Annotated in this window: 22 protein-coding genes and 1 tRNA gene; 12 read left to right on the top strand and 11 right to left on the bottom strand. The window is 33.9% G+C overall.

All coding sequences use genetic code 11. The features are described from left to right. Positions 1 to 89: 89 nt before the first annotated feature. Positions 90 to 232, top strand: a tRNA-Trp gene (locus tag PXD04_RS22260). 149 nt (positions 233 to 381) lie between these two features. Next, on the top strand, positions 382 to 966 hold the full coding sequence (locus PXD04_RS22255) for an MGMT family protein (RefSeq protein WP_323736989.1): 585 nt from the start codon (positions 382 to 384) through the stop codon (positions 964 to 966). A 44-nt stretch (positions 967 to 1,010) separates the two neighbouring features. Here the strand turns inward: PXD04_RS22255 and PXD04_RS22250 are convergent, their stop codons facing one another. Beyond that, complete coding sequence (locus PXD04_RS22250) at positions 1,011 to 1,388, bottom strand: hypothetical protein (RefSeq protein WP_323736988.1); 378 nt, start codon at positions 1,386 to 1,388, stop codon at positions 1,011 to 1,013. A 66-nt stretch (positions 1,389 to 1,454) separates the two neighbouring features. Continuing rightward, positions 1,455 to 3,266 (bottom strand): DNA-directed DNA polymerase, encoded by a 1,812-nt coding sequence (locus tag PXD04_RS22245; protein ID WP_323736987.1) that lies wholly within the window; start codon positions 3,264 to 3,266, stop codon positions 1,455 to 1,457. 133 nt (positions 3,267 to 3,399) lie between these two features. Between PXD04_RS22245 and PXD04_RS22240 the strand changes: the two genes are divergently transcribed. Next, positions 3,400 to 4,032: an MBL fold metallo-hydrolase gene (locus PXD04_RS22240; protein ID WP_323736986.1), complete on the top strand. Its 633-nt coding sequence runs from the start codon at positions 3,400 to 3,402 to the stop codon at positions 4,030 to 4,032. 27 nt (positions 4,033 to 4,059) lie between these two features. Here PXD04_RS22240 and PXD04_RS22235 read toward each other — a convergent pair whose 3' ends face one another. Continuing rightward, the gene (locus PXD04_RS22235; protein ID WP_323736985.1) at positions 4,060 to 4,737 is read right to left on the bottom strand and encodes a TrkA family potassium uptake protein; all 678 of its coding nucleotides are present in this window, start codon (positions 4,735 to 4,737) and stop codon (positions 4,060 to 4,062) included. A 141-nt stretch (positions 4,738 to 4,878) separates the two neighbouring features. On the opposite strand from PXD04_RS22235, the gene PXD04_RS22230 reads away from it, so the two are divergent. The 3 genes from PXD04_RS22230 to PXD04_RS22220 all read left to right on the top strand — a co-directional run bounded on the left by PXD04_RS22230 (position 4,879) and on the right by PXD04_RS22220 (position 8,327). Further along, complete coding sequence (locus PXD04_RS22230) at positions 4,879 to 5,886, top strand: UPF0104 family protein (RefSeq protein WP_323736984.1); 1,008 nt, start codon at positions 4,879 to 4,881, stop codon at positions 5,884 to 5,886. Positions 5,887 to 5,949: 63 nt separating this feature from the next. Then, complete coding sequence (gene fhcD / locus PXD04_RS22225) at positions 5,950 to 6,831, top strand: formylmethanofuran--tetrahydromethanopterin N-formyltransferase (RefSeq protein WP_323736983.1); 882 nt, start codon at positions 5,950 to 5,952, stop codon at positions 6,829 to 6,831. Between the two features lie 29 nt (positions 6,832 to 6,860). Further along, positions 6,861 to 8,327 (top strand): NAD(P)H-hydrate dehydratase, encoded by a 1,467-nt coding sequence (locus tag PXD04_RS22220; RefSeq protein ID WP_323736982.1) that lies wholly within the window; start codon positions 6,861 to 6,863, stop codon positions 8,325 to 8,327. Here the strand turns inward: PXD04_RS22220 and PXD04_RS22215 are convergent. Both PXD04_RS22215 and larB read right to left on the bottom strand, forming a co-directional pair. Further along, a complete protein-coding gene (locus tag PXD04_RS22215) occupies positions 8,324 to 8,572 on the bottom strand; it encodes a pro-sigmaK processing inhibitor BofA family protein (protein ID WP_323736981.1) in 249 nt (82 codons plus the stop codon). The two genes, PXD04_RS22220 and PXD04_RS22215, sit on opposite strands and share 4 nt — an antisense overlap. A 23-nt stretch (positions 8,573 to 8,595) precedes the next feature. Then, complete coding sequence (gene larB, locus PXD04_RS22210) at positions 8,596 to 9,375, bottom strand: nickel pincer cofactor biosynthesis protein LarB (protein ID WP_323736980.1); 780 nt, start codon at positions 9,373 to 9,375, stop codon at positions 8,596 to 8,598. A 128-nt stretch (positions 9,376 to 9,503) separates the two neighbouring features. Here larB and hypF point away from each other — a divergent pair, with 128 nt between their 5' ends. Then, positions 9,504 to 11,825 carry a carbamoyltransferase HypF gene (gene hypF, locus PXD04_RS22205; RefSeq protein WP_323736979.1) on the top strand — a complete coding sequence of 774 codons (2,322 nt, stop codon included), beginning with the start codon at positions 9,504 to 9,506 and terminating at the stop codon, positions 11,823 to 11,825. Positions 11,826 to 11,847: 22 nt separating this feature from the next. On the opposite strand, the gene mmp11 is transcribed toward hypF, so the two are convergent. The 6 genes from mmp11 to hacA all read right to left on the bottom strand — a co-directional run bounded on the left by mmp11 (position 11,848) and on the right by hacA (position 16,273). After that, positions 11,848 to 12,795: a methanogenesis marker protein 11 gene (gene mmp11 / locus PXD04_RS22200; protein ID WP_323736978.1), complete on the bottom strand. Its 948-nt coding sequence runs from the start codon at positions 12,793 to 12,795 to the stop codon at positions 11,848 to 11,850. Positions 12,796 to 12,860: 65 nt separating this feature from the next. Beyond that, a complete protein-coding gene (ribH, locus tag PXD04_RS22195; protein ID WP_292475396.1) occupies positions 12,861 to 13,265 on the bottom strand; it encodes a 6,7-dimethyl-8-ribityllumazine synthase in 405 nt (134 codons plus the stop codon). 41 nt (positions 13,266 to 13,306) lie between these two features. After that, entirely contained in the window at positions 13,307 to 13,438 is a 132-nt protein-coding gene (locus PXD04_RS22190) for a hypothetical protein (RefSeq protein ID WP_323736977.1), read from the bottom strand. Positions 13,439 to 13,505: 67 nt separating this feature from the next. Next, entirely contained in the window at positions 13,506 to 14,480 is a 975-nt protein-coding gene (locus PXD04_RS22185; RefSeq protein ID WP_323736976.1) for an isocitrate/isopropylmalate family dehydrogenase, read from the bottom strand. A 12-nt stretch (positions 14,481 to 14,492) separates the two neighbouring features. Continuing rightward, positions 14,493 to 14,993 carry a 3-isopropylmalate dehydratase small subunit gene (locus PXD04_RS22180; protein WP_323736975.1) on the bottom strand — a complete coding sequence of 167 codons (501 nt, stop codon included), beginning with the start codon at positions 14,991 to 14,993 and terminating at the stop codon, positions 14,493 to 14,495. 23 nt (positions 14,994 to 15,016) lie between these two features. Then, on the bottom strand, positions 15,017 to 16,273 hold the full coding sequence (hacA, locus tag PXD04_RS22175) for a homoaconitase large subunit (protein WP_323736974.1): 1,257 nt from the start codon (positions 16,271 to 16,273) through the stop codon (positions 15,017 to 15,019). 886 nt (positions 16,274 to 17,159) lie between these two features. Between hacA and PXD04_RS22170 the strand changes: the two genes are divergently transcribed. The 5 genes from PXD04_RS22170 to PXD04_RS22150 all read left to right on the top strand — a co-directional run bounded on the left by PXD04_RS22170 (position 17,160) and on the right by PXD04_RS22150 (position 24,568). After that, positions 17,160 to 19,541 (top strand): OB-fold nucleic acid binding domain-containing protein, encoded by a 2,382-nt coding sequence (locus PXD04_RS22170; RefSeq protein WP_323736973.1) that lies wholly within the window; start codon positions 17,160 to 17,162, stop codon positions 19,539 to 19,541. A gap of 33 nt (positions 19,542 to 19,574) precedes the next feature. Continuing rightward, entirely contained in the window at positions 19,575 to 20,510 is a 936-nt protein-coding gene (gene radA, locus PXD04_RS22165) for a DNA repair and recombination protein RadA (RefSeq protein WP_323736972.1), read from the top strand. A 54-nt stretch (positions 20,511 to 20,564) separates the two neighbouring features. Next, the gene (locus tag PXD04_RS22160) at positions 20,565 to 21,464 is read left to right on the top strand and encodes an AEC family transporter (RefSeq protein WP_323736971.1); all 900 of its coding nucleotides are present in this window, start codon (positions 20,565 to 20,567) and stop codon (positions 21,462 to 21,464) included. Positions 21,465 to 21,517: 53 nt separating this feature from the next. Further along, complete coding sequence (locus PXD04_RS22155) at positions 21,518 to 22,420, top strand: AEC family transporter (RefSeq protein WP_323736970.1); 903 nt, start codon at positions 21,518 to 21,520, stop codon at positions 22,418 to 22,420. Between the two features lie 192 nt (positions 22,421 to 22,612). Then, on the top strand, positions 22,613 to 24,568 hold the full coding sequence (locus tag PXD04_RS22150; RefSeq protein ID WP_323736969.1) for a CoB--CoM heterodisulfide reductase iron-sulfur subunit A family protein: 1,956 nt from the start codon (positions 22,613 to 22,615) through the stop codon (positions 24,566 to 24,568). The last annotated feature ends 53 nt before the right edge of the window (positions 24,569 to 24,621 follow it).

The following is a 24,621-nucleotide window of genomic DNA, read 5'->3' as shown; positions in this document are numbered from 1 at the left end:
TTTTTTATGAAAAAATTTATATATATCTTTGTTATATAGATATTATTATATCCTAGTAGATTTGGTCTTAGTATCTTTTTTACATGATTGGGGTTATAGTGTAACCAGGCATCATCTGGGACTCCAGTTGTCTTTGAAGAAAGTGCGCACACTGAGGCATAACGATGATGATCAATTGGAGTGCTGAGACAAGAGAAATCCTAGGATCTGGGTTCAAATCCCAGTGACCCCATTTTCTCATTGGATGTTTGTTCTTTTTTTTATCGAAACTTATTAATACTTTTATTATAATATTTATTACTTTTCTTTTCTAGATATTTTTATATGTTACTTGAAATATAATATTAATTACTCATAACTATCCTTTTGATAAAATAGGGGGTGTCCAATTTAGGTATACATAAATATATATCTTTCAACTCTTTAATTGGTGAAATAGGTATAGTATGGAATAGTAAAACTGATATTCTAGAACAAGTATTATTACCCGAATTAAAAACAAGAAAACAAAACTATGGAAGAATACGTTTCAGCGGAGTAATAACAGAAACAAATCCCAACGAATTCATATACAAAACAATGTCAGACATAAAAGACATTATCTTAGGAAAAAAAGTGAAATACGATATTAACAAACTAGACTTCAGCGACTTAACAGAATTCCAACAAGATGTTCTCAGACAACAAAATAAAATACCATACGGAAAAGTAACATCTTACAAAAAACTAGCAGAACTAATAGGAAAACCAAGAAGTGCAAGACCAGTAGCAAACGTATTATCCAATAATTATTATCCATTAGTAATACCATGCCATAGAACAGTACGTTCAGATTGGACCGTTGGAGGATATGCCGGAAATACAGATGGTCAATATAAAGAGTTTTTACTAGAAAATGAGGGAATAACAATATCTGATGGAATAATATCTAAAGAATACAGATATCCTAAAGAATTACAAAAATAAACTAAATTTTTTTTTCTTAATAAAAATAAGTTATTATAGAAAGATTACTTATCTTTCTTTTTAATTATAATTTTTTCAGCAACAATTTGGGGAGGAATAGTGTTGGTAGCTTCTCCAACAGTATGAATTTCTACCTTACAATTCTTATTTAACTGACTAATTTTTCCATCGCTTAACTTGTCATCCTTACCTTCCTTGTAAATCTTAGTCGAGTTAGTGATAATAATCGATATGTTGTTATGTGAATCATCTTCTACATATATTGTTCCACGAATCATGTTTGTTTGATTATGACTACTTGTATTACCGACAACCGTACCTGTAATGTCAGGTAATTGTGCCATTGTAGCAGAATAAGTACCATAAACTATTCCTGCTAATACAACAATCATTACTATCATTTGCAATGGTGTAAACTTCATAAAAATGTGTTCCCTTTATTTATTCTATTAACATATATGTTTTTTTATACATATATTATTTTAAATTTAATTTAAATCTCCAATATAAGTAGCATAAAAACCATCAGTATCTGCGTATATTGGCTTAAAACCATATTGTTCTGATTTTTTCATAGCATCCTGAATATATTCTCGTCCCCATGCAGTAATTGAAGCACCACATTCTTTTTTATACCAACGAAATCTGGAATATCCATAAACACCATACATTGAATTTGCTAATCTTTTAAGTCCCTGTTGTTCAAAGTCATAAGCCTTTTTCTGTTCCGGCACGGTTTCTTCTTTCATCAGTTTCTTAATTTTCTGTCGTTCATCCAATATATATCCTATAATGGATGGTATGAATCCTTTAGGTTCTTTTCTGAATTTATACCCATTTTCTGGACATGTATAGTATTCATCTTCACTTAAACCTTCACCATCAGTAAAAGTATCGGGTGATATGTTCTGTGCAATAATTATTGTTGGATACAGGCTTTTAAAGTCAAGATAGGCAATGTGTTCAAACAAGCCTTTTTCCGGTTCTTTAACATATCCTCCCTCATTTCTTTTTGATAGTCTGCGTTCATTATACTCCATATTTGTCGGCTTGTTCGGTACTATGTTGTTTTGTTCATAAGCTTTAAGAATCAGGTACCATTCTATCATCTGCCCTGTGGTCATACGGGCAATGTCAAATAATGGTTGTCCTACGAGCCTGCTTTGTGCAATAGTGAGGGGAGTAATCTTATCACCTATCTTTGTGGTGGTTACTGCATCATCCATGGAATAATCAAATAATTCCTCTAATTTTTCATCATCTGAATCCCAGTATTTGTATATTTTGTCTCCGGGAACGTCAATTTTTACTTCATCAAATAACTCTTCATAAACACGTTCTAATGTGTAACGTTCTAAGCGCATGTACTGTCTTATGAGTAAGTATAAGTCAACATGAACTCTTCCTTTTATAACTCCTGCATTATTAAATCCACGCTTCATGAACTTTACACTACTATTGTCTATGCCCAGATTTAATTTGACTTTTAGGGTGTCTGCTCTTTTTTTTATGTATGGCAGGTCAAAGTTGTCTGAATTGTATCCTACGAGCAGGTCAGGATTTTCTTCTTTAATAATTTCTACAAAACGTTTCAGCATTTCTTCTTCTGAATCTAGTGTTTCTACGAAATCTCTTGTTGATTTTTTTGTTGATAATACTTTGTTGTAGCCATAGTTTCCGCTTAGACTCATCATGATGATTGGATCTTTTTCAGCTGAGGGCATACCTTCAGCGTTGTATACTTCAATATCAAAACTAAGTATTTTGTTTCTGGTTATTGTATTGTTTGTGTCTTCAGGCTCTTCTTCTATTTTAAATAATATGACATCGTCATCTATACTTGTTTCATAGTTTTCTTTGTTAATGATATGACCTTTTAGTTTAATAATATTTCTCGGCGTAATCTGTTTATCTATAAGGTACCTTCTATAAAATGGTATGTCGTACTCACGTATTTCCTTAACCTCTTTCAAGTCTCTGATACTGTCCCTTAACTTTGGAACTTCCTGCGGATGATTCAAAGTAATCTTAATAAATTCTCTTTCAACACCAATATCAATCTTTTTTTCCACTTCAAGATTATCCAAACCAAACTCCCTTAACTGAGTTAAACATTTATCCACATCATAAGCTAATACATACATATAAGGAACAAATGTACTATCATAAGCAATAATATTCTCATTACTTTCAGGATCAGTACCAAACAATCTTATTACTGCCCTATCATTACGGGTTATATAGTCAATATCATTTAGAAGAATAGTCTTTATCTGCATACGATTAACTATGTTAAACAAAATATTAAAAAGTTTACACCGACATAGATATTAGTATAACAGAAAAATTTTCAAATAAAATAACGATAGAATTATAAAAAATCATAATTATTTTTTCACATACAAAAATATAATTATACTATCAGGTGATATAATGGATAAAGTAGATGATATAATAATCATAATGGGAAAAGGAAGAGATTCAAACACTTACATAATAGGCGATACACTAATAGATCCGGGAAGTGGAGAAAACATAGAATACCTAAAAAATGAAATCAGCCAAGCAGGACTAGCCATGACAGATATAAAAAAAATAGTAGCCACACACTGCCACTTTGATCATATTGGAGCATGTAAACAATTACAAGACGAATACGGATATGAAATATACATGCACCCATTAGACCTAAAAACAGTAGAAGATAAAGATGCAAATGCAACAGTAGCCGCATCCTTCGGAATGGAAGTTCCAGACTTAGAAATCAAAGAACTAAACGAAGGCGACAAAATAGGAGACTATGAAGTAATACACACCCCAGGACATACACGTGGAGGAATATGCTTATTTGATGGAAAAAGTCTGATAAGTGGAGATACAATATTCTCCGGAGGAAACTTTGGAAGAACAGACCTTCCAACAGGAAATATTCAGGAAATGAGAGAATCAATATTAAAAATAGCAGACTTGGATGCAGTACAATTATTCTCAGGTCATGGACCATACGCAATATCACAAGTTCCAGAACAAATATCCTTATCTGTTATGATAGCATCCAGATTATGAAACTCTTCAACATAACCACCCTTTTTCTCATATAGGCAGAATTCCGGATTTTGTAAAATACTTTTTAGTTTTCTTAATTGCTTTAGTTCTAACAAGCACACTAACAACATCCTCTTTTTCTAAAACAATATTATTTTCAGCAATTAAAAATTTATCATCCTTATGACACATTACAATTATAAAATCGTTACTAGGACTAATATCACCAATACGTTTACCAATTACTTTACTGGACTTAACAGTAACATCCATAAGTTCATAATCTCCCTTACCAGTAACTGCAATTTCGGAAATGTTTTGTGGAATAATCTTCTTCTCAATATCACTACAAGCTGCAAGTTCGGGACTAACTACCTCATTCAAGCCTAACTTTTTAAACATTTTCATATGTGATGGATTTGTAGTTCGTGCAATAATCTTATTCAAATTATAATCTTGTGCAATGATACCCACTAATAAGTTAACTTCATCAATACTGGTTGCAATAACCAGAATATCAGCCGTTTCGATGCCAGCCTTAATTAATATTTTTCTATCTGTTGCATCTCCCTTTATGATTTTAACATCATCATATTTTTTATCAACAATATCATAAATGGACTTATGATTTTCTATAAGGGTAATACTGTAATTATGACGTTTTCTAAGGGTATCTATCAAGTGTAATCCGACTCTTCCCCCACCAATAATTATAACATTTATCATAAGTTTGTCCTCGTATAATACTTCTACTTATATTTTAACATATTAATAATTTTTTTCTAATATATAATTTAATTAATTACTTTTAACATAATACTTATATAATAAAGAATCATATTTCTCTTAAAAGTGTTGGATGGTACTATGGATTATAAAAAAATAGGAGTATTACTTGCAATAGGTCTAATAATTTTAATAGCTATGATAATGTTCATAGGACCAGACCAAATATTATCTGCACTGCAAACAGCTAACATGAATTATGTGTTATTGGCAATAGTTGTGCAAATTATTATTTTAGCCTTATGGAATACTCGTTGGAGTATAATATGTAAATCATTAAACATACCACATAAACAACTGCCATTATTTGCAATGACAATAATCGGGCTTGCTATAAATGATTTAACACCTAGTGGACGTAGTGGTGGAGAACCTGTACGTGCGTATCTGCTTAGTAAAAGTTCAAATGAGGACTTTAAAAGAACATTTGCATCAGTAATGGGTGATAAAATATTTGACACATTCCCATTTATGGTATTAGCTATTTTTGCAATAGCTTATCTTATGCTCTATCTGCATTTAAGTGCTTCACTATTTTCACTATTGTTAATATCATTATTACTGTTTATAATAGCATTACTATTCATTATACTCTTATGTTTTAATGAAGCAATTGCATTATCTACTGTTAAATGGGTATTTAGACAAATTAAACGTTTCACTAATAAAGTGGATAAATATGAAGAAACAGCTCTCACTTCATTACTTGGTTTTCAGAACAGTCTGAAATACCTGTTAAGTAATAAACGATTGTTAATTGTAGCATCAGCAATATCATTCCTTGTATGGTTTTTGGAACTTCTAAGAGTATACATAGTATTCATGGCATTTGGAGTTAACGTGTCATTAGGAATGATTGCAGCAGTATTCCTGGTTTCATCATTAATAGGTATTATACCATTACTGCCTGGTGGACTAGGATCAATCGATGGAGTTATGATTCTCCTATATTCAATGGCGGGAATATCAGCATCAGTAAGTACTGCAGCAACATTAATAGAACGTATGATATCATTATGGATGGTTTTAATATTAGGAGTTATATTACTGCCATTCTTTGGAACAGGAGTATTAGACCAAGTAGAATAGTCAATACTCTTATTATAAACTCTTTTTTTTTTAATAAAAAATTTTCATGGAGATTACTTATTTATGAATTCACTAATAATAGAAGACACATATGCAGAAGCATTCAATACGAAAGCATCACATTTATTAATCACAGCAGCAACAAAAAACTTGGCAAAAATAGCTGCAACAGAAGCAACAGGATTTGCAACATCATTCATAGGATGTCCTGCAGAAGCAGGTATTGACCAGTATGTAGGCCCAGAAAACACGCCAGACGGAAGACCGGGCTATTCAATAATAATCTGTCAGAACAAAACAGAAAAGGTAGAAGAACAATTACTTGAACGAATAGGACAAGCAGTATTGACCGCACCAACAACAGCAGTTTTTAACTTGTTACCTGATAGTGAAAAACAAACAAACTTAGGCTTTAAATTAGCATTCTTTGCAGATGGATACCAGGAAAAAGTAGAATTATACGATAAGCAAATGTATAAGATACCTGTAATGTCAGGGGACTTCCTTATAGAAGAAAACTTCGGAATAGTAAATGCAGTAGCTGGAGGAAACCTATTCATAATGGCAAAAACACAAGCTTCAGCACTAATAGCAGCAGAAGCAGCAGTTAATGCAATAAAAGATGTTCCTGGAGTTATAACTCCATTTCCTGGTGGGATAGTTGCATCAGGTTCAAAAGTAGGATCTAAAAAATATAAATTCATGCACGCAACAACAAATGAAGAATATTGTCCAACACTCAAAGACACTGTAGAAACAACAAAACTGCCCGAAGAAGTTAACGGAGTATATGAAATAGTATTTGACGGACTCACAGAAGAAAGTGTTAAAAAAGCTACACAAAATGCAATTAATGCAATAAAATCAGTACCGGATGTTGTTAAAATTTCTGCAGGAAACTATGGTGGCAACCTGGGAAAATATAAGATAAACCTAATAGAATAAAGAAATAGATTTAGAGGGGGGATGTGAAAGTGAAAGACATACTAACACCATTAGAAATGAGGGCAACAGATAAAAACACGGAATATAATCATATACCTACACTGGTATTAATGGAAAATGCAGGAACAAGGATAGCAGATTATATTGTAAACACATACCCCAATAAAAAAAAGGTATCAATATATTCAGGGACTGGCGGAAATGGTGGAGACGGCTTTGTTATAGCAAGACACCTCTTGAATCATGGATATAAAGTACGTTTATTCCTATTGGCACGTCCAGAAAATATAAAAAATCCAGATTCCAGAACAAACTATGAATCAATAAAAATAATAGCTCAAACAGATAAAAACCTTAAATTAAATATTATTACAGATTCTACACAGATACAACCAGATAATTCTGATATTATAGTGGATGCAATACTGGGAACAGGAGTTAATGGAAAACTCAGACAACCAATTTCAAGTGCAGTGGATACAATAAACTATTCGCCTGCAATCGTACTGTCTGTAGATGTTCCTTCAGGATTAAACCCTGATAATGGACAGGTAGTGGATAAGACAGTGGTAGCTCACACTACACTAACATTACATAAGATGAAAACAGGATTACTTAAGGCTCAAAAGTCTTATATTGGCGAAATAGAAGTGTTGGATATAGGAATACCAAGAGTTTCAGAGGAATATGTTGGAGAGGGTGACCTTCTAAAACTTAAAACTCCCGGTACTGATTCTCATAAAGGACAAAACGGGTCCGTGTTGATAGTTGGTTCAAATCCTGATTATATTGGGGCAGTGGTCTTTGCTGCTAATAGTTGTCTGACACAACTTGTGGATTTGGTGTATATTGTTGCACCCGAATCTTCTGCTAACATAATTAAACAGTATAATCCAGAGTTTATTGTTCGAGGTGTTGAAGGTAAAATATTGACTATGGACGCATTTGACATGGTAATGGAATTATCTGAACGGGTTGATGCAGTACTTATTGGATCAGGTAGTGGGATTGAAAAGGAAACAGGAATATTATTCAATAAAATATTGTCAAGTATTGATATACCATTGGTTATTGATGCGGATGCTTTAAAATTAATTGACAGGGACTTGTTAAAAGATAATATGGTGTTAACTCCCCATAAACATGAGTTTACGGGCTTGTTTGGCAGGGATATTCCTAAAAAATTAGATGATAAAATTAGGTTATTAACACAGTTATCCGTGGAATATAATGTTACAATATTGTTGAAGGATGTTGTTGATATAATATCATCAGTGGATGATTATAAATTAAATAAAACTGGAAATCAGGGTATGACTATTGGAGGAACAGGTGATCTTCTCGCTGGATTAATTGTTGCTTTAGCAACACAAGTTTCACCATTTGATGCAGCTTATATTGCATCATTCATTTTGGGTTGTGCTGCGGATAAGGTATTGGCTGAAAAAGGTTTTGGTTATGGTGTGGAGGATATTTTAAAAAAATTAAAAGATTAGAATATTAGGTATAGGAATGCTAGTAGTACTGTACCTACTACTCCTCCAAATCCGGATATTAGTACTGTAAGAGTATTTATTGGAATGTATATTCCAGGTACTAAGTTCACTAGTGTTAGTAGTATCCATCCTGATATGATGTGTGCTACAATTTTTAGCAGGGTACTTCCTATGTCGAGTATGAGGTTTAAGATTATTCCTGCAACAACTATTAGCCCTATCATGAATATGATTTCTATTATCATTTTTTATCAACTCTTTTTTTATATCAGTATCCTTCGTTTACTCTTTTTTCTATTTGTTTTAGTATTGTTATTGCATATACTGCTGCTCCGTATCCGTTGTCAATGTTCATTGTTGCAATACCTGGGGCGCATGATTGTAGCATTGCAAATAGTGCTGTGAATCCTTTTTCTCCAACTCCGTATCCTGTGGATGTTGGTACGGCTATTACTGGCATGTCTACTATTCCTGCTACTACTGATGGTAAGGCTCCTTCCATTCCTGCAAGGGTTATTATGATATCGACTTTTTCTTCTAGTATGTATGCTATTTTATCTATTAGTCTGTGTATTCCTGCTACTCCAACGTCGTATGTTGTTACTACTTTGTATCCTGCTTGTTGTAGGGTTATTCTTGATTCTTCTGCTATGGGTATGTCTGCTGTTCCTGCTGTTATTATGCCTACTTTTCCTTTACATTTTTTCGGCTCTTTTTTGTTAATGGTTAATATAGATGCGTTATTATAATAAGTTGATTTTTCCAGAACATCTTCATTTATTTTATTCTTAATGGAATTAAACCTGTCTTCAGGGAGTCTTGTTATCATTAAATTGTCTATAAAATTGATATTGTTGATTATTTTCAGCAAGTCTTCATCACTTTTTCCCTGAGAATAAACAGCCTCAGGAACACCAACCCTATTCTCACGAGTAGAATCAAACTTAATATTATCACCAATCTCATGAATCTGCATAATCTTAAGCTCATTTTCAGCACTTTCAATACTAATCTCACCATTAATCAATCTCATCAAAATATCTCTCATAAAAAAACTCCTCATAATAACAAATTAATTCATATACTTTTTCATAGTCTACAATTCTATTTAAACCTATCTATATTAATATTTAAAAAAAGATACACTAATACATTAAAAACAAGTAATGGGATATCATGAAAGAATATACTGCACACTTATTAGTAGATGGAATAGTACAAGGAGTAGGTTTCAGACCAACAGTATACCGACTAGCAAAAGTAATGAACCTAAACGGATACGTACGTAACATGGGAAACATAGTTGAAATAATAATACAAGGAACAATAGATGACATAAACCTATTCGTAGACGAACTACAAGAATATAAGCCAGTACGTTCAGAAATAAATGATATAAAAGTAGAAATCAAAGAAGAAGTCACACAAGAAAACAAATACACAGACTTCACAATAATCACCAGCAGCAACAAACTATCCGGATCAGCAGTAATACCACCAGACATGAGCATATGTGACGAATGCCTAAACGAAATACTAAACACAAAAGACCACCATTATTACTATCCATTCACAGCATGCACAAACTGTGGACCAAGATTCACACTAATAGATGAAGTACCCTATGACAGAAAAAACACAACAATGGACGATTTCCCATTATGCTCATTCTGCAACCAGGAATACACAGACCCACTAAACAGAAGATACCATGCAGAAGCAACATGCTGTCCAGACTGCGGACCACAAGTATACCTATACAAAGATGGACAAATACCATCAAGAGACCCGATAAGAGAAGCAAGCAGACTAATAGATGAAGGAAACATACTGGCAATAAAAGGAATAGGCGGAACACACCTAGTATGCAAAACATCAACAGATGATGCAATAGAAAAACTAAGAGAAAGACTCGGAAGATACACCCAACCATTCGCATGCATGACACCAGACATGCAAACAGCCAAACTATTCGTAGACTACACAGAAGAAGAAAAAAAAATACTAGAATCAGTAGCAAGACCAATAGTAGTACTAAACAAATCAGAAGACTACTGCTTATCCAAAAAACTATCACCAGGACTGCACAACCAGGGAATAATGCTACCCTACACAGGACTACACCACCTCCTATTCAAATACACAATAGAACCAGCATATGTAATGACATCAGCAAACATGCCAGGAAACCCAATGCTAATAAACAATGAAGAAATAGTAGACAAACTAGATAACATAGCAGACTACTACCTACTACACAACAGAACAATACTAAACAGATGCGACGATAGTGTAATACGATTCAGAAACGGAAAACCAGGATTCATAAGAAGATCAAGAGGATACGTGCCAAAACCATTCGACTTCTCCAACATAAACGTTACAGACAACATACTAGCCGTAGGACCAGAATTAGATGTGACCTTTTCAGTACTAAAAGATGGAAAATGCTACCCATCACAACACATAGGAAACACATCAAAATTCCAAACACTAGAATTCATGGAAGACGCAATAAAACACTTACTAAAACTAACAAGATGTGACAACATAGACTACATCGCTGCAGACATGCACCCAGAATTCAACACAACAAAACTAGCAAAGGAACTATCAGAAGAATACGATGCAGAAATGATACAAGTACAACATCACCATGCACACGCAGCAAGCCTGATGGCAGAACATAAACTAGACGAAATGGTAGTTATAGCAGCAGATGGAGTAGGCTATGGTGAAGACGGAAACATATGGGGAGGAGAAGTACTCTACCTGAACAACACTGGACACTACATAAACCATGGAGGACTAGAATTACAACCAATGCCTGGAGGAGATCTAAGCACAAAATATCCAATAAGGATGGCAATGGGAATACTCTATGATGCAATGGATACTGAAGAACTAAGAAGAATAATGAAAACAAACTATGCATCATACTTCAAATATGGAGAAAAAGAAGTGGACATAACCCTAAAACAACTAGAAAATAACTTCAACACAGCATACACTAGTAGTATGGGAAGAGTATTAGACAGTATAAGTGTTTTATTAGGAATAAGCAGAAACAGGGGATACGAAGGAGAATGTTCCATGAAACTAGAATCATCAGCAAGAGAAGGATTCGACGTACTGGACATACTCCTTGAATCAAGATTAGCAGATGATAGGAATATAATAAATACAAGCTCATTACTGGTAGATGTTCTTGACTTAATAAATAGTGGAGTACTAGTAGAAGAAATAGCATGTGCATGCCAAAGAGCACTGGCCGAAAAATTAGCACAATTAGCAGTAGCAACTGCAAAAGCACATGGTACTGATGTGATTGGAGTAACCGGCGGAGTATTCTATAATGAATTCATATCAGAAGTAGTTAAAACATATGTTGAACAGGAAGGTTACGTCTTCGTACAACATGAACAAACATGTTCAGGAGATGGAAGTGTATCTATGGGACAATGTGCCATTGTAGGATGGCAAAAAAATTCCATTTAAAAAAAAGAGGTTTAATATAAGTCTATTCTTCATAATAGACTTTAGCATATTCTTCTGGGTTGTTATATAATCCTATTGCTGCAAGTGCACCAATCAGTCCACCTTGTCCGGTAACATATTCTATCCGAATATTGTTTTCTTTTGCAATACGTTCAGCTTCATCAAAATATTTCATTGACTTTTTAGCTTCTAAACCATATTGTTGAACAGCTTCTGGAATATCTAATTTTTCATATACTACAAAAGCAGTATTGTCTGATAAAGTTTTTTCTTTAAGTTTGGATTTAATACTTGATATTAAATCTTCCTTCTCATCCTCTTTAACAGCAAATACCAGTATTATTGAAACACAATTCTTAGTTTTATTAGGATTATTTGGATATAGTTGGCAAGTGATATGTTCAAGATATTTGTAGCCTTTTTCATCCTGAATTTCATTTGCAATATTGTTTGCTAATGTCCAAGTTGCACCTTCTGTTGGAATATCAGTATCATCTAAGCCTATTATAACTTTTTTAAGTTTTGGTGTTATGATGGCTGCACGTCCAACTTTTGAGCCTCCACCTTTTTCAAGTAATTCAATCCTTTTCACGCCTTCGGCTTTCCCACGACAAAATGCTGCTCCAACTCCCGCACCAGCAAGTCCTGCATGAACTATTCTAATTTCATCTTCTTCAATACTTGCTTCTTCTATTCCTGCTGCTTGATAACTTGGCTTAAGACGTAGTTCTGTTTTACCTTTTTTAACATAATAGGTGTGTTTGTTTCCATCACGTTTTGCATCTGTTATGAGAGGACTGGTTTGTTTGTATTGTGTTATCATCCAATCTGAACCAACTGGGCATGGATGGTATTCTATGAGTTCTATTTTTTCTTCATCGGTATCGGTTACTGTTAGTATTTCGTGGTATGGTGTTATCCAAGGATCATTATATTTTTCTTTTAATTCTTCAGGTGTTAAAATTTCCATATTTTCATTGTTCCTTTAATAATTTATTGTTTAAAAGAATATTAGGAAAGGGAGGGGATTAATGTTTATGCTAACCTTTTAACAAGTTTTACTGCTGCTTCTACTGCACGTTTTCCGTATTCTACACGTTGATGTGCTTCAAGTCTTGTCATACCCGGACCGGATATTCCTAGGGTTACTGGTTTGTTGTATTCTAGTGATAGGTCTGTAATTTTTCTTGCTGCATGTTGAACAACTATTTCATCGTGTTCTGTGTCTCCTTCGATTACTGCACCGAGTGTGATTACAGCATCTACATTTCCATCATCTAATAATTTTTTGATTGCTATAGGCATATCGTATACGCCTGGTACTGCAATTATTTCTGTAATTTCTGCATCTAAGAATTTTGCATGTTCTTTTGCTAATTCTAACATCATGCTTGTAATATCAAAATTGAATTCTGCTACTACGGCTCCTATTTTTATCATAATATCTATTCTCCTATTGTATAATAATACATTTTTTTTGTTTAAACTAAGTATAGTACAAATGCTGATACTGAGCTGACTACCATAATGAATATAATAAATAGTGCAACTAGTTGTGTTGTGTTTAATCTGCGGATTTTTTCGATAGTTGTTCGTTTTTTATTTCTTGCCATTTTATTTTGCTCCCTTATGTATTATTGTTTATCATATTTTTTTTATTACGTTATATTATTCTTTTTTTTATATTTTGCTTGCAATGTATTCTGCCATTTCCTGTGTTGATGCTGTTCCACCCAGGTCTGGTGTTACAATTTTTCCTTCCTGGATAACTTCAACGATAATGTCTTCTATTCTGCGTGCTGATTCTGATTCTCCAAGGTAGTCAAGCATCATACATGCTGATAGTATTGTTGCAACAGGGTTTGCAATTCCTTGTCCTGCAATGTCTGGTGCTGATCCGTGTACTGGTTCAAATAAACCGTTTTCGTCTCCAATGTTTGCGGATGGTATCATTCCGAGGCCACCAACAAGTCCTGCTCCTTCATCAGATAATATGTCTCCGTATAAGTTACTTGTTACAATTACTTCGAAGTCGAGAGGGTTTGTAATAAGGTACATTGCTGTTGCATCTACGTAGAAGTCATTTGATTCTATTTCAGGATATTTTTCTGCTGTTTCATAGAAGCATTTTTTGAATAGTCCATCGGATATTTTGAGAACGTTTGCTTTATGTACTGCAGTTACTTTTTTTCTTCCAGTATCTTTTGCATATTTGAATGCATATTCGCATATTTTGTCTGATGCTGCTTTGGTTATTTTTTTTCTTGCTATTGCACCTTCTGGTGTTTCTTCTTCGTCTCCTATGTATAAGTCTTCAGTGTTTTCTCTTACAATCATGAAGTCTATGTTTCCATATTTTTCTGGTTGTAATGATTTTACTGGTCTTAGGTTTACGAATGTGCTTAGTTCATGTCTTAATCTTACGATTACGTCTGCTGCAGTTTCTCCTGCTGCTCCGAATAGTACTGCATCTGATTCTTTTGCAATTTGTATGGTTTCGTCTGGGAGTGGTACGCCTGTTTCTTCTTTACATTTGTCTCCGGCTATTGCATGGGTGTAGTTAAATTCAACGTCAAGTTTGTCTAGTACTGTTGTTGTTGCTTTTACTACTTCTTCTCCTATTCCGTCTCCTGGAATTACTGCTATGTTATACATGTTTTTGTCCTCTTAATTAAATCTTGTTTTGTTTAGGTATTCTATTAGTCCGCCATTTTCCACTATTTCGAACATGAATTCTGGTAGTTTTGTGAAGTCATAGTCTTTGTCTTGTGTTTTGTTTTTTAATGTTCCTTCTTCTAGGTCTATTTTGAGTATGTCTTCTTCTTCTATGTCGTCTGGTCCGTTTGGTGCTTCTACTAGGGGTAGTCCTATGTTTGTTGCGTTTCGGTAGAATATTCTTGCAAATGATTTTGCTACTACTGCTTTGATTCCTGCTGCTTTTAGGGCTATTGGTGCGTGTTCACGGCTTGATCCACATCCAAAGTTTGCTCCTGCTACAATTACGTCTCCTTCTTGGATTTTGTCTTTGTAGTGTAGGTCGTATCCTTCCATTACGTGTTTTCCTAGGTCTTCTGGTTTGCTTAGTGTTAGGTATCTTCCTGGGAGTATGCTGTCTGTGTCTATGTCGTCTCCTAATTTTAAGGCTCTTCCTTCTATTATTTTTTCCATAACTTTTTACCCTCCATTTTTTTTTATTTGTTTTCAGGTGATGTGATGTGTCCTGTTAATGCACTTTCTGCTGCTACTATTGGTGAACTTAGGTATACTTTTCCTTCTGGACTTCCTTGTCTTCCTTTGAAGTTACGGTTGGATGTTGATAGGCTTACTTCTCCGTCTCCTATTAATCCTATGTGTCCTCCGAGGCATGGTCCACAGCATGGGTTGCATACGAGTGCTCCTGCTTCTACGAATATGTCCATTAGTCCTTCTTTTAGTGCTTGTTGGTAGATGGTTCTTGATGCTGGTATTACAAGTGTTCTTACTCCTTCTTTGATTTTGTTTCCTTTAAGTACTTTTGCTGCTTGTTGTAGGTCTTTTAGTCTTCCATTGGTACATGAACCTATGAATACTTGGTCTATTTCTACGTCTTCTACTTCACTTGCTGGTTTTACATTGTCTACGTGGCTTGGACATGCTACTTGTGGTTCTAGGTCACTTACGTCTATGTCTATTGTGTTTAGGCTTGGTGCGTCAAGGTCTGTTGTGAATTTTGTGTATGTTTTGTTTGTCCTATTTTTAAGGTATTCGTCTGTTATTTTGTCTGGTTCTACTATACCTGTTTTTCCGCCCATTTCTATTGCCATGTTACTTAGTACCATACGGTCTGACATTTCCATGTTTTGTATGGTTTCTCCTGCGTATTCGCATGATTTGTATGTTGATCCGTCTTGTCCTACTTGTCCTATAATGTTTAGGATTACGTCTTTACTTGTTACGTTTTCTTGTAGTTTACCTGTTATGTTGAATCTGTTGGTTTCTGGTACTTTGAACCAGAGTTGTCCTGTAGCAAATACCATTGCCATATCTGTTGATCCTATTCCTGTTGAGAATGCTCCGAGTGCTCCGTTTGTACAGGTGTGTGAGTCACTTCCTACAATTACTGTTCCTGGTAGTGCATGTCCTTTTTCTGGTACTACTTGGTGACATACTCCTTCGTATACATCGTAAAAATTAGTTATTCCTTGTTCTTTTACAAATTCTCTTAAAATTTGGTGGTTTTTTGCAGCGTCTAATGTGTCTGCTGGTACTTGGTGGTCAAATGGGATTACTATTTTTTCTGGGTCCCATACTTTATCTGTATTTATTTGTTCGAGTGCTTGGAGTGTTAGTGGTCCGGTTAAGTCGTGTACCATAGCAATGTCTATGTCTGCCATTACTATTTCTCCAGCTTCTACTTTATTTTTTCCTGAAGCTTTTGCTAATATTTTTTCAGTTATTGTCATTGACATAGTTTTTTTTACCTCCCTTCTTAATATTCTTTTATTTTTAAAGTGATCTTTTTTTTGAATAGATATATGATATTATTTTTTTTAATCTTTTGTTGAAAGATAATTTCACTTTATATATATTTTTGGTATTTTTGATTATTATTATTGTCTATTATTTTGGGAGTATTTTTTGGGAAAAAGATATTTTTTAGTGGTGTGTTGTGGGATGTGGATATCATGTATAATATACATAGTTAAAAATAAAAAATGAGTTTAAAACTTTAATTATTCTTGTGTTTTTTTGAAACTAAAATGTGGGTGATACGTGCTTTTTGAATTTTAGTTTCTATCTTATTAGGGGTTTTATAGTTATTTTGTAATTAAAGTTTTAACTTGGTATTATTGATATGGAGGCTTTCTATTTTTTTATGTAGTTTTTGTATTTCACCCTTAATTATTCTTTAACTTGGTGTATATAAAGTGTTTTTTCAAATTTGGATACAATATTGTTGCATTTTATATACATTTTATGTACAATTTCATTATATTTTTGTTATTGTTTTTTATTATTTTATTTTTCTTTTACAAACATTTAAGTATTACAAGTAGTATATTTATTAATACAATATAATTATTATTAATTCAGTATTTTTATTATGAATTTTTCAATAATTAAGATAAAACTATAAAATTTAATTATATGATAATGAAATTTATGATGATTATTTATATTCAGTAGTACTTACCATATGCTACCATAAAAACCTTTATATAGAGTTTACAAAAATCTAATCATACGATAGTAAATATACATGAAAAAATATAATTTTCATAAATTTCCTGTCAGATAATCTAAAAAGGATTATCAAGTAAAAATTATAAAAACCCACGTAGGAGACATGATAATATGACTTCAGAAAATGAAGAATATTACAAAGAAAGATATCAAGAAGTAAAAGATAAAGTTGAATATAAAGACTTTTTAAAAGATATTGAAGAAATAACAATAGAAAACAGTGAATCACCATTCATCACTGAAGAACAAGTAGTAAACATGGCCGTCGAAAAATATGCAGGAAGAGAAAATATTCAACAAACACACACAAACCAAGTACAAAAAATCTCTTCATTAGTTGAAGGAAACGGAAACATCAGTATCCAAGGAAGATTGTTATCAATCTCCAACATAAAAACATTCACAACCAAAAAAGGACGAGAAGGAAAAGTCGCAAACCTAACAGTCCAAGACACAACAGGAAAAATAAGGGTCGTAATGTGGACAGACAACATGAAATACATGTCCAGAATAAACGAAGGTGACATAGTAAAAATCAACAACCTCGAAGTAAGAAAAGGATACACCGGAGACTTAGAAGTACAAATGAGAAATAACTCATCAATACAAGTAATGCCAGAAGAAGTAGACCCGGAACTACCAAAATTCCAACAAAACATAACCAACCTAGGAGACATCACAGAAGATGGAGAATACAATGTCATCGTAAGAATAACCAAAATAGCCACACTACGAGAAATAAAAAAAGAAGACAGAACCCTAAAAATAATCACCATAGACGTAATGGACGCAACAGGAAACATGGAATTCACCCTATGGAACAATGACACAGAACTAGTAGAAACACTAGAACTAAAAGAAAACGACACAATAAAAATCATAAAAGCAAGAGCACAAGAAAGAAACGGAACATTCTCATTATCAAACAGTTGGAACGGAAGAATAGTAAAAGGAGACTACGACCTCCCAGAATACCATCAAGAAATATTCAAAATAGGAAACGCAACAGAAAAAGACAACGTAACAATACTAGGAGTTCTAACAAAAATATACGATACAATAACATTCCAAAAAAATGATGGAACAGAAGGACACGTAAGAAGCATAGAAGTAACAGACGACACAGGATCCATACGCGTAACACTATGGAACAAAGAAACAGAAATAGCAATGAACAAAGGAGACATCATCAAAATAGAAGGAGGAACCATAGAATTCGATGACTACTCAGGAGACAGCTACAGATACAACACAGGATGGAACGCAGCAATAGTACTAAACCCGGACATCGACGAAGAACTAAAAGAAAAACTAGAACAAATCAAAAACTTCGAAGTAGCAAAAATAAAAGACATACTAGACATAGACCAAGACGAAGGAAGAGAAGTAGATGTAATAGGAAGAATACTGGCAATGAATGACATCAGAGAATTCCAGAGAGTAGACGGAACCGAGGGACAAGTAAGATCCATAGAACTAGCAGATGAAACAGGAGTAGTCAGAACATCATTATGGGATGATAAAGCAGACATCAACCAAGGACTAGGAGACGCACTAAAAATAGAAAATGCAAGAACAAGACTAGGACAAGGAACAATGGAACTAAGCGTAGGAAAATCATCCAGAATAACAATACCAGAAGAAGATGAAATAACAAACCTACCATCATACCAACAACTAGAACAAGACAGATACAATGACAGAACAATCAGTCAACTAGAAGAAAACGAAACAAACACAAAACTAAGAGTAAGAGTAACAACAATAAACGAAATCAACACATTCACAAGAGCAGATGGCCGAGACGGTAAAGTAAGAGCAGTCTATGTTGCAGATGAAACTGGAGAAATACAAGTATCACTCTGGGATGATGCAACCGATGTAAAATTCACTGAAGGATCCGCAATAATCATAGAAAACCCTGTAATACAATTACAAGAAAACAAGCTACGATTATCAATATCAGGTTCCAGTACTATTCGACAAGCAAGACCAGAAGAAGCAGAACTAATGCCAACAATGCATGAAATAGAAAATCAACTCTTCGTTGAAAAAATGATAGAAGACATAGAAGATGATGACCAACACATAAAAGTTAAAGGAAACATCCAAGAAATCAACGGAGAAAAAATATTATATGCAATGTGTCCAAATTGTAACAAACGAATAGTACAAAGTGAAGAAGGATATATTTGTGATCATTGTGGTGAAAAAATAGAAGAACCAGATTATCTTATGATAATACAAACAGTACTACAAGATGAAACAGGTTCAATAACAGCAACTTTCTTCAGAAAACAAGCAGAAGAATTAATACAAACAACCACTGATGAAGTAATAGAAATATTCCAACAAACTGGGGACGAATCATCAATGTCCTCAAAAATTGAAGATCTAATAGGACATGAAGCTACCATAATAGCTGATGCACAATATAATGATTATAATGAAGATATAAGATTAAATGTCAGACGTTTAGTCATAGTATTATAAAAAAAACACTAATAAAAATATAGGAGATAAAACATGGCAGAATTAGAAGATTTACCAAGTGTAGGAGAAAAAACAGCACAAAAATTACGAGATGCAGGATTTGCTGATATGATGCGTTTAGCAACAGCAACACCAAAAGAGTTAAGTGTTAAAGTAGAAATAGGTGAAGGTGTAGCAGCAAAAGTTATTGAAGCAGCACGTAAGGCAGAGAAAATAGACTTCGAAACAGCATTTGAAGTAATGGAAAGACGTGAAGATGTTGGAAGAATCACAACAGGAAGTAAAGGATTAGATGAACTAATCGGTGGTGGAGTAGAAACACAATCCATCACAGAAGTATATGGAGAATTCGGTTCAGGAAAAAGTCAAATTTCACACGAATTATCAGTTACTACTCAACTACCAGTAGAAGAAGGCGGACTTGAAGGAGAAGTAGTATTCATTGATACAGAAAACACCTTCAGACCAGAAAGAGTAGAACAAATAGCTAACGCATTTGGTTTAGAAATTGAGGAAGTTCTTAAAAAAATTCATGTAGCAAGAGCTTTTAACAGCAGTCATCAAATGTTAATGGCAGATAAAATTAACGAATTGATTCAAAGTGGTTCAAACATTAAACTTATCATTGTGGATTCATTAATGGCACATTTCAGGGCAGAATATGTTGGTAGGGAATCCCTTGCTACCCGTCAACAAAAGCTTAATCAGCATTTGCACACTTTACAAACTATTGCTAATACATATAATGTAGCAGTGCTTATCACTAACCAGGTACAATCAAAACCGGATGCATTCTTTGGAACTCCAACTAAAGCTGTTGGTGGACACGTATTAGGTCACGCATCAACTTATAGGATTTTACTTAAAAAAGGATTATCTGGTAAAAGAATTGCTCGTTTAGTTGACAGTCCTCACTTACCTGAGGGTGAAGCAGTATTTAAAGTTACTACTGATGGTTTAGTAGATTAAATTTAAACTCCTTTTTTCTAAATTTTTTTATATTTTCTTTTTTATATTATTATTATGGTAAATTCTATTGAAGTTATTTTAGTACCTACTTTTATGATTATTGTAGGTGTGTTGTTGAAATATTTTAATATTTTGGATGATGATCATAGTTCTTTGTTGTCTAAGATTGTTCTGAATATTAGTTTACCTGCTCTTATATTTATCAATATTTCATCATCTCGTATTGAGGGGCAGATGATTTTGCTTCCACTTATTTCATTTGGCCTTAGCTTCATATGTATGTTGATTGCATATTTTTATTCTAAGTTAAGAGGTTATTCTAAAATCAAAACTTGGACATTAATAATATTACTTTCAATGATGAACACTGCTTTTATTGGTTATCCAATTGTTTTAGGAGTGTTTGGTAATGAAGGTTTGACCTACGCAATATTCTATGACATGGCAGTTGCCATACTATTTGTAATATTTGGTATAATATTATCCACAATATTCGGAGGAAACAAAAAAGAAGTCATTCATAATGGTTTGACATTTGTCCCATTATGGGCAATAATATTCGGTTTAATCTTCAACATATTCAACATACCCCTAGGTTATGTTTTGAAAAACTCATTAACATACCTTGGAAACTCTGCAATACCACTCATAATGTTGTCTCTAGGTTTAACTATCAGTTTCAAGGATTTCAAATCATATTTGTCTGATGTTGTATTTGTATCATTTTCAAGACTATTGATAGCACCTATAATATTATATACATTATTGGCAGGTACTGGTTTTAGCGGTTTGATGTTACAGGTTTCGGTATTGCAATCTGCTATGCCAACAGCAATGAATTCTCTGGTTCTTGCAATAACATATGACTTGGATGTGGAATTAGTTAGTGCAGTGGTATTTATCACAACAATAATTAGTTTACTTACATTGCCAGTAATTATTTCAGTATTGTAATTACTTATATGTGTCTTAACAAAAATTACTTTATAGATAATGGGAGGTATGTTATGGCTACTCCATTGGAGATTATTTTAGTTCCAACTTTGATGATAGTGTTAGGTTATTCACTTAAAAGACATGATATTCTTAAAGTTCAGGATAGTGTCACCTTAACGAAGATAGTGCTCGATGTAACTTTGCCTTCTTTGATTTTTGTTAATTTATCTCGTGCAAACATTAGTTCTGACATGCTGTTTTTGCCTTTTTTTGCATTAATTATCAGTATGGTCTGCATTATTTTAGCGTATCTGTTTTGTAAGTTCAGAAATTATTCTAAGATAAAAACTTGGACGATTATGATTGCCTGTGCTATGATGAATACTGGATTTCTGGGTTTTCCTATCAGTATGGGCGTGTTTGGAAATGATGGATTTTTGCATGCCATATTCTTTGATTTAGAAACTACTGTTATTTTTGTCATCTTGGGTATGCTGTTAGTAAGTGTGTTTGGTGGTAACAGGAGAGAAGTGTTAAAACAGTCGGTATCTTTTGTTCCGTTATGGGCGGTAATTTTTGCTTTAGTGTTTAATGTTTTTAATTTACAGTATGGTTATGTTTTGGAAAATTCATTGAATTATCTTGGTCAGGCTACAATTCCTTTGATAATGATTACTCTTGGGTTACGTTTAGATTTTAATGAGATTAGGCATTCTTTATCTGATTCATTGTTTGTATCATTTGTTAGATTAATTGTTGCTCCTGTGGTAATGTTTTTGATGTTGGGATTCATTGGTTTTGGGGGCTTAAGTTTCAAGGTTGCTGTTCTTGAAGCTGGTATGTCTACTGCTATGAATGCTCTTGTATTGTCTATTAATTATGGTTTGGACACTAAACTTATGAGTTCGATGATTTTCACTAATACTGTGTTGGGATTGTTTACTTTAACTGCTTTGATTTCTTTTTTAATTTAATTTTTTTTAACCAATATATTGATTTGTTTTTGTACGAACAAAATAAAAGTTTATATATAAAGTCCTAGTAACTTTAAAGTATAGGATATAATTTAGTTAATAGTTTAACTTGTAGGTTTTTTAACTGATTTTTTCCCTAATAAATAAAAAATCGTGATGTAAGCAATAGTCTTAATAAATAGGTGATTTAACTTGGCAGATAATAATGAAGAATTACGTATAGGAGTATACACATGCCACTGTGGAGTAAACATCGGTGGAGTAGTAGACTGTAAAGCAGTAGCTGATTACGTTGAAACCCTTCCAGATGTAGTGGTATCACGTGAATACAAATATATGTGCTCAGACCCAGGACAAAAAATTATTCAAGATGATATTAAAGAATTAAACTTAAACAGAGTTGTAGTAGCAGCATGTTCACCTCGTCTACACGAACCTACATTCCGTAGATGTGTAGAAGAAGCAGGATTAAACAAATACTTATTTGAATTCGTAAACTTAAGAGAACAAGACTCATGGGTACACGGAGACAATCCTGAAGGTGCAACAGAAAAAGCAAAAGACTTAGTAAGAATGGGTATTGCAAAAGTAAGATTACTTGACGCATTAACACCAGAAAAAGTATCCGTAACAAAAACCGCAATGGTTATTGGTGGAGGAATTGCAGGTATTCAAACCGCACTCGACCTAGGAGACTTAGGTTTCAAAACATACTTAATAGAAAGAAACCCAACCATCAGTGGAAGAATGGGACAATTAGATAAAACATTCCCAACACTCGACTGTTCAATGTGTATCCTAGCACCTAAAATGGTAGATGCAGCAAAACACGAAAACATCGAACTCATAGCATACGCAGAAGTAAAAGATGTAGACGGTTACATAGGAAACTTCACAGTAACAGTAGAGAAAAAAGCAAGATACGTAGATGAAGAAGCATGTACAGGTTGTGGAGTATGTCAAGAAGTATGTCCAATAGAAATACCAAACTACTTCGACGAAGGAACCGGTATGGTAAAAGCAGCATACATCCCATTCCCACAAGCAGTACCTCTCGTAGCAACCATCGACAAAGACTACTGTATCAACTGTCACTTATGTGACAAAGCTTGTGAAATCGGTGCAATTAACCACGAACAAGAACCACAAGAAATCACTTTAGAAATTGGTACAATAGTAGTAGCAACAGGATACGACCCATTCGATCCAACACTCAAAGAAGAATACATCTTTGACCAAGCAGAAAACGTAATCACAGGATTACAAATCGAAAGATACATCAACGCATCTGGACCAACCCAAGGTCACGTAATCCAACCATCATCCGGTGAAACTCCAAAAAGAGTAGCATTCATACAATGTGTAGGTTCTCGTGATGAAAAAGTAGGAAACCCATACTGTTCCAGAGTATGTTGTATGTACGCAATGAAAAACGCACAATTATGTGTAGACCACGAACCAGACACCGAAGTAACAATCTACTACATAGATATCCGTGCATTCGGTAAAGGTTACGAAGAATTCTACAGATTATCACAAGAAAAATACGGAATCAAATTTATCAGAGGAAAAGCAGCACAACTTATCGAAAACGAAGATAAAACAATCACAGTACGTGCAGAAGATACTTTACTCGGTAAAGCAACCGCATTCACATACGACTTAGTAGTATTATCTGTAGGACTTGTACCTCCAGAAGGACAAGAAACACTCAGACAAACATTAGGATTATCCAAATCAGCAGATGGTTTCTTCATGGAAGCACATCCAAAACTAAGACCTGTAGATACAATGACCGATGGTATATACCTCGCAGGTGTAGCACAAGGTCCTAAAGATATTCCTGACACAGTATCACAAGCTTCAGGTGCAGCAGCAAGAGCAGCAATTCCTATGATCCAAGGAGAAGTAGAAATTGAACCTATCATCGCTGAAGTAGATGAAGACAATTGTGGTGGTTGTGAAATTTGTGTAGAACTATGTCCATTCGGAGCATTAGAAATCGTAGACGGTAAATCCCACGTAAACGTAGCTTTATGTAAAGGATGTGGAACATGTGTAGCTGCATGTCCAACCGGTGCACTCGATCAAGCACACTTCAAAAACAACCAAATACTTGCTCAAATTGAAGCAGCTCTCGGTAAATAAGCATACTAGTATGTATATGATAAAGGGTTCAACACCCTTTATATATTTACCTT

It is taken from the genome of Methanosphaera sp. ISO3-F5 (assembly GCF_034480035.2).
In the GTDB taxonomy this organism is placed as follows: Archaea; Methanobacteriota; Methanobacteria; order Methanobacteriales; family Methanobacteriaceae; genus Methanosphaera.
Note: the sequence above shows the minus strand (reverse complement) of the source record. Positions and strands in the feature narration are given on the sequence as shown.

Excerpts from the sequence above, each read along its gene's own strand:
- PXD04_RS22250 (WP_323736988.1), bottom strand. The coding sequence starts at position 1,388 with ATGAAGTTTACACCATTGCAAATGATAGTAATGATTGTTGTATTAGCA.
- PXD04_RS22240 (WP_323736986.1), top strand. The coding sequence starts at position 3,400 with ATGGATAAAGTAGATGATATAATAATCATAATGGGAAAAGGAAGAGAT.
- PXD04_RS22235 (WP_323736985.1), bottom strand. The coding sequence starts at position 4,737 with ATGATAAATGTTATAATTATTGGTGGGGGAAGAGTCGGATTACACTTG.
- PXD04_RS22230 (WP_323736984.1), top strand. The coding sequence starts at position 4,879 with ATGGATTATAAAAAAATAGGAGTATTACTTGCAATAGGTCTAATAATT.
- fhcD (WP_323736983.1), top strand. The coding sequence starts at position 5,950 with ATGAATTCACTAATAATAGAAGACACATATGCAGAAGCATTCAATACG.
- PXD04_RS22215 (WP_323736981.1), bottom strand. The coding sequence starts at position 8,572 with ATGATAATAGAAATCATATTCATGATAGGGCTAATAGTTGTTGCAGGA.
- larB (WP_323736980.1), bottom strand. The coding sequence starts at position 9,375 with ATGAGAGATATTTTGATGAGATTGATTAATGGTGAGATTAGTATTGAA.
- hypF (WP_323736979.1), top strand. The coding sequence starts at position 9,504 with ATGAAAGAATATACTGCACACTTATTAGTAGATGGAATAGTACAAGGA.
- mmp11 (WP_323736978.1), bottom strand. The coding sequence starts at position 12,795 with ATGGAAATTTTAACACCTGAAGAATTAAAAGAAAAATATAATGATCCT.
- ribH (WP_292475396.1), bottom strand. The coding sequence starts at position 13,265 with ATGATAAAAATAGGAGCCGTAGTAGCAGAATTCAATTTTGATATTACA.
- PXD04_RS22190 (WP_323736977.1), bottom strand. The coding sequence starts at position 13,438 with ATGGCAAGAAATAAAAAACGAACAACTATCGAAAAAATCCGCAGATTA.
- PXD04_RS22185 (WP_323736976.1), bottom strand. The coding sequence starts at position 14,480 with ATGTATAACATAGCAGTAATTCCAGGAGACGGAATAGGAGAAGAAGTA.
- PXD04_RS22180 (WP_323736975.1), bottom strand. The coding sequence starts at position 14,993 with ATGGAAAAAATAATAGAAGGAAGAGCCTTAAAATTAGGAGACGACATA.
- hacA (WP_323736974.1), bottom strand. The coding sequence starts at position 16,273 with ATGTCAATGACAATAACTGAAAAAATATTAGCAAAAGCTTCAGGAAAA.
- PXD04_RS22170 (WP_323736973.1), top strand. The coding sequence starts at position 17,160 with ATGACTTCAGAAAATGAAGAATATTACAAAGAAAGATATCAAGAAGTA.
- radA (WP_323736972.1), top strand. The coding sequence starts at position 19,575 with ATGGCAGAATTAGAAGATTTACCAAGTGTAGGAGAAAAAACAGCACAA.
- PXD04_RS22160 (WP_323736971.1), top strand. The coding sequence starts at position 20,565 with ATGGTAAATTCTATTGAAGTTATTTTAGTACCTACTTTTATGATTATT.
- PXD04_RS22155 (WP_323736970.1), top strand. The coding sequence starts at position 21,518 with ATGGCTACTCCATTGGAGATTATTTTAGTTCCAACTTTGATGATAGTG.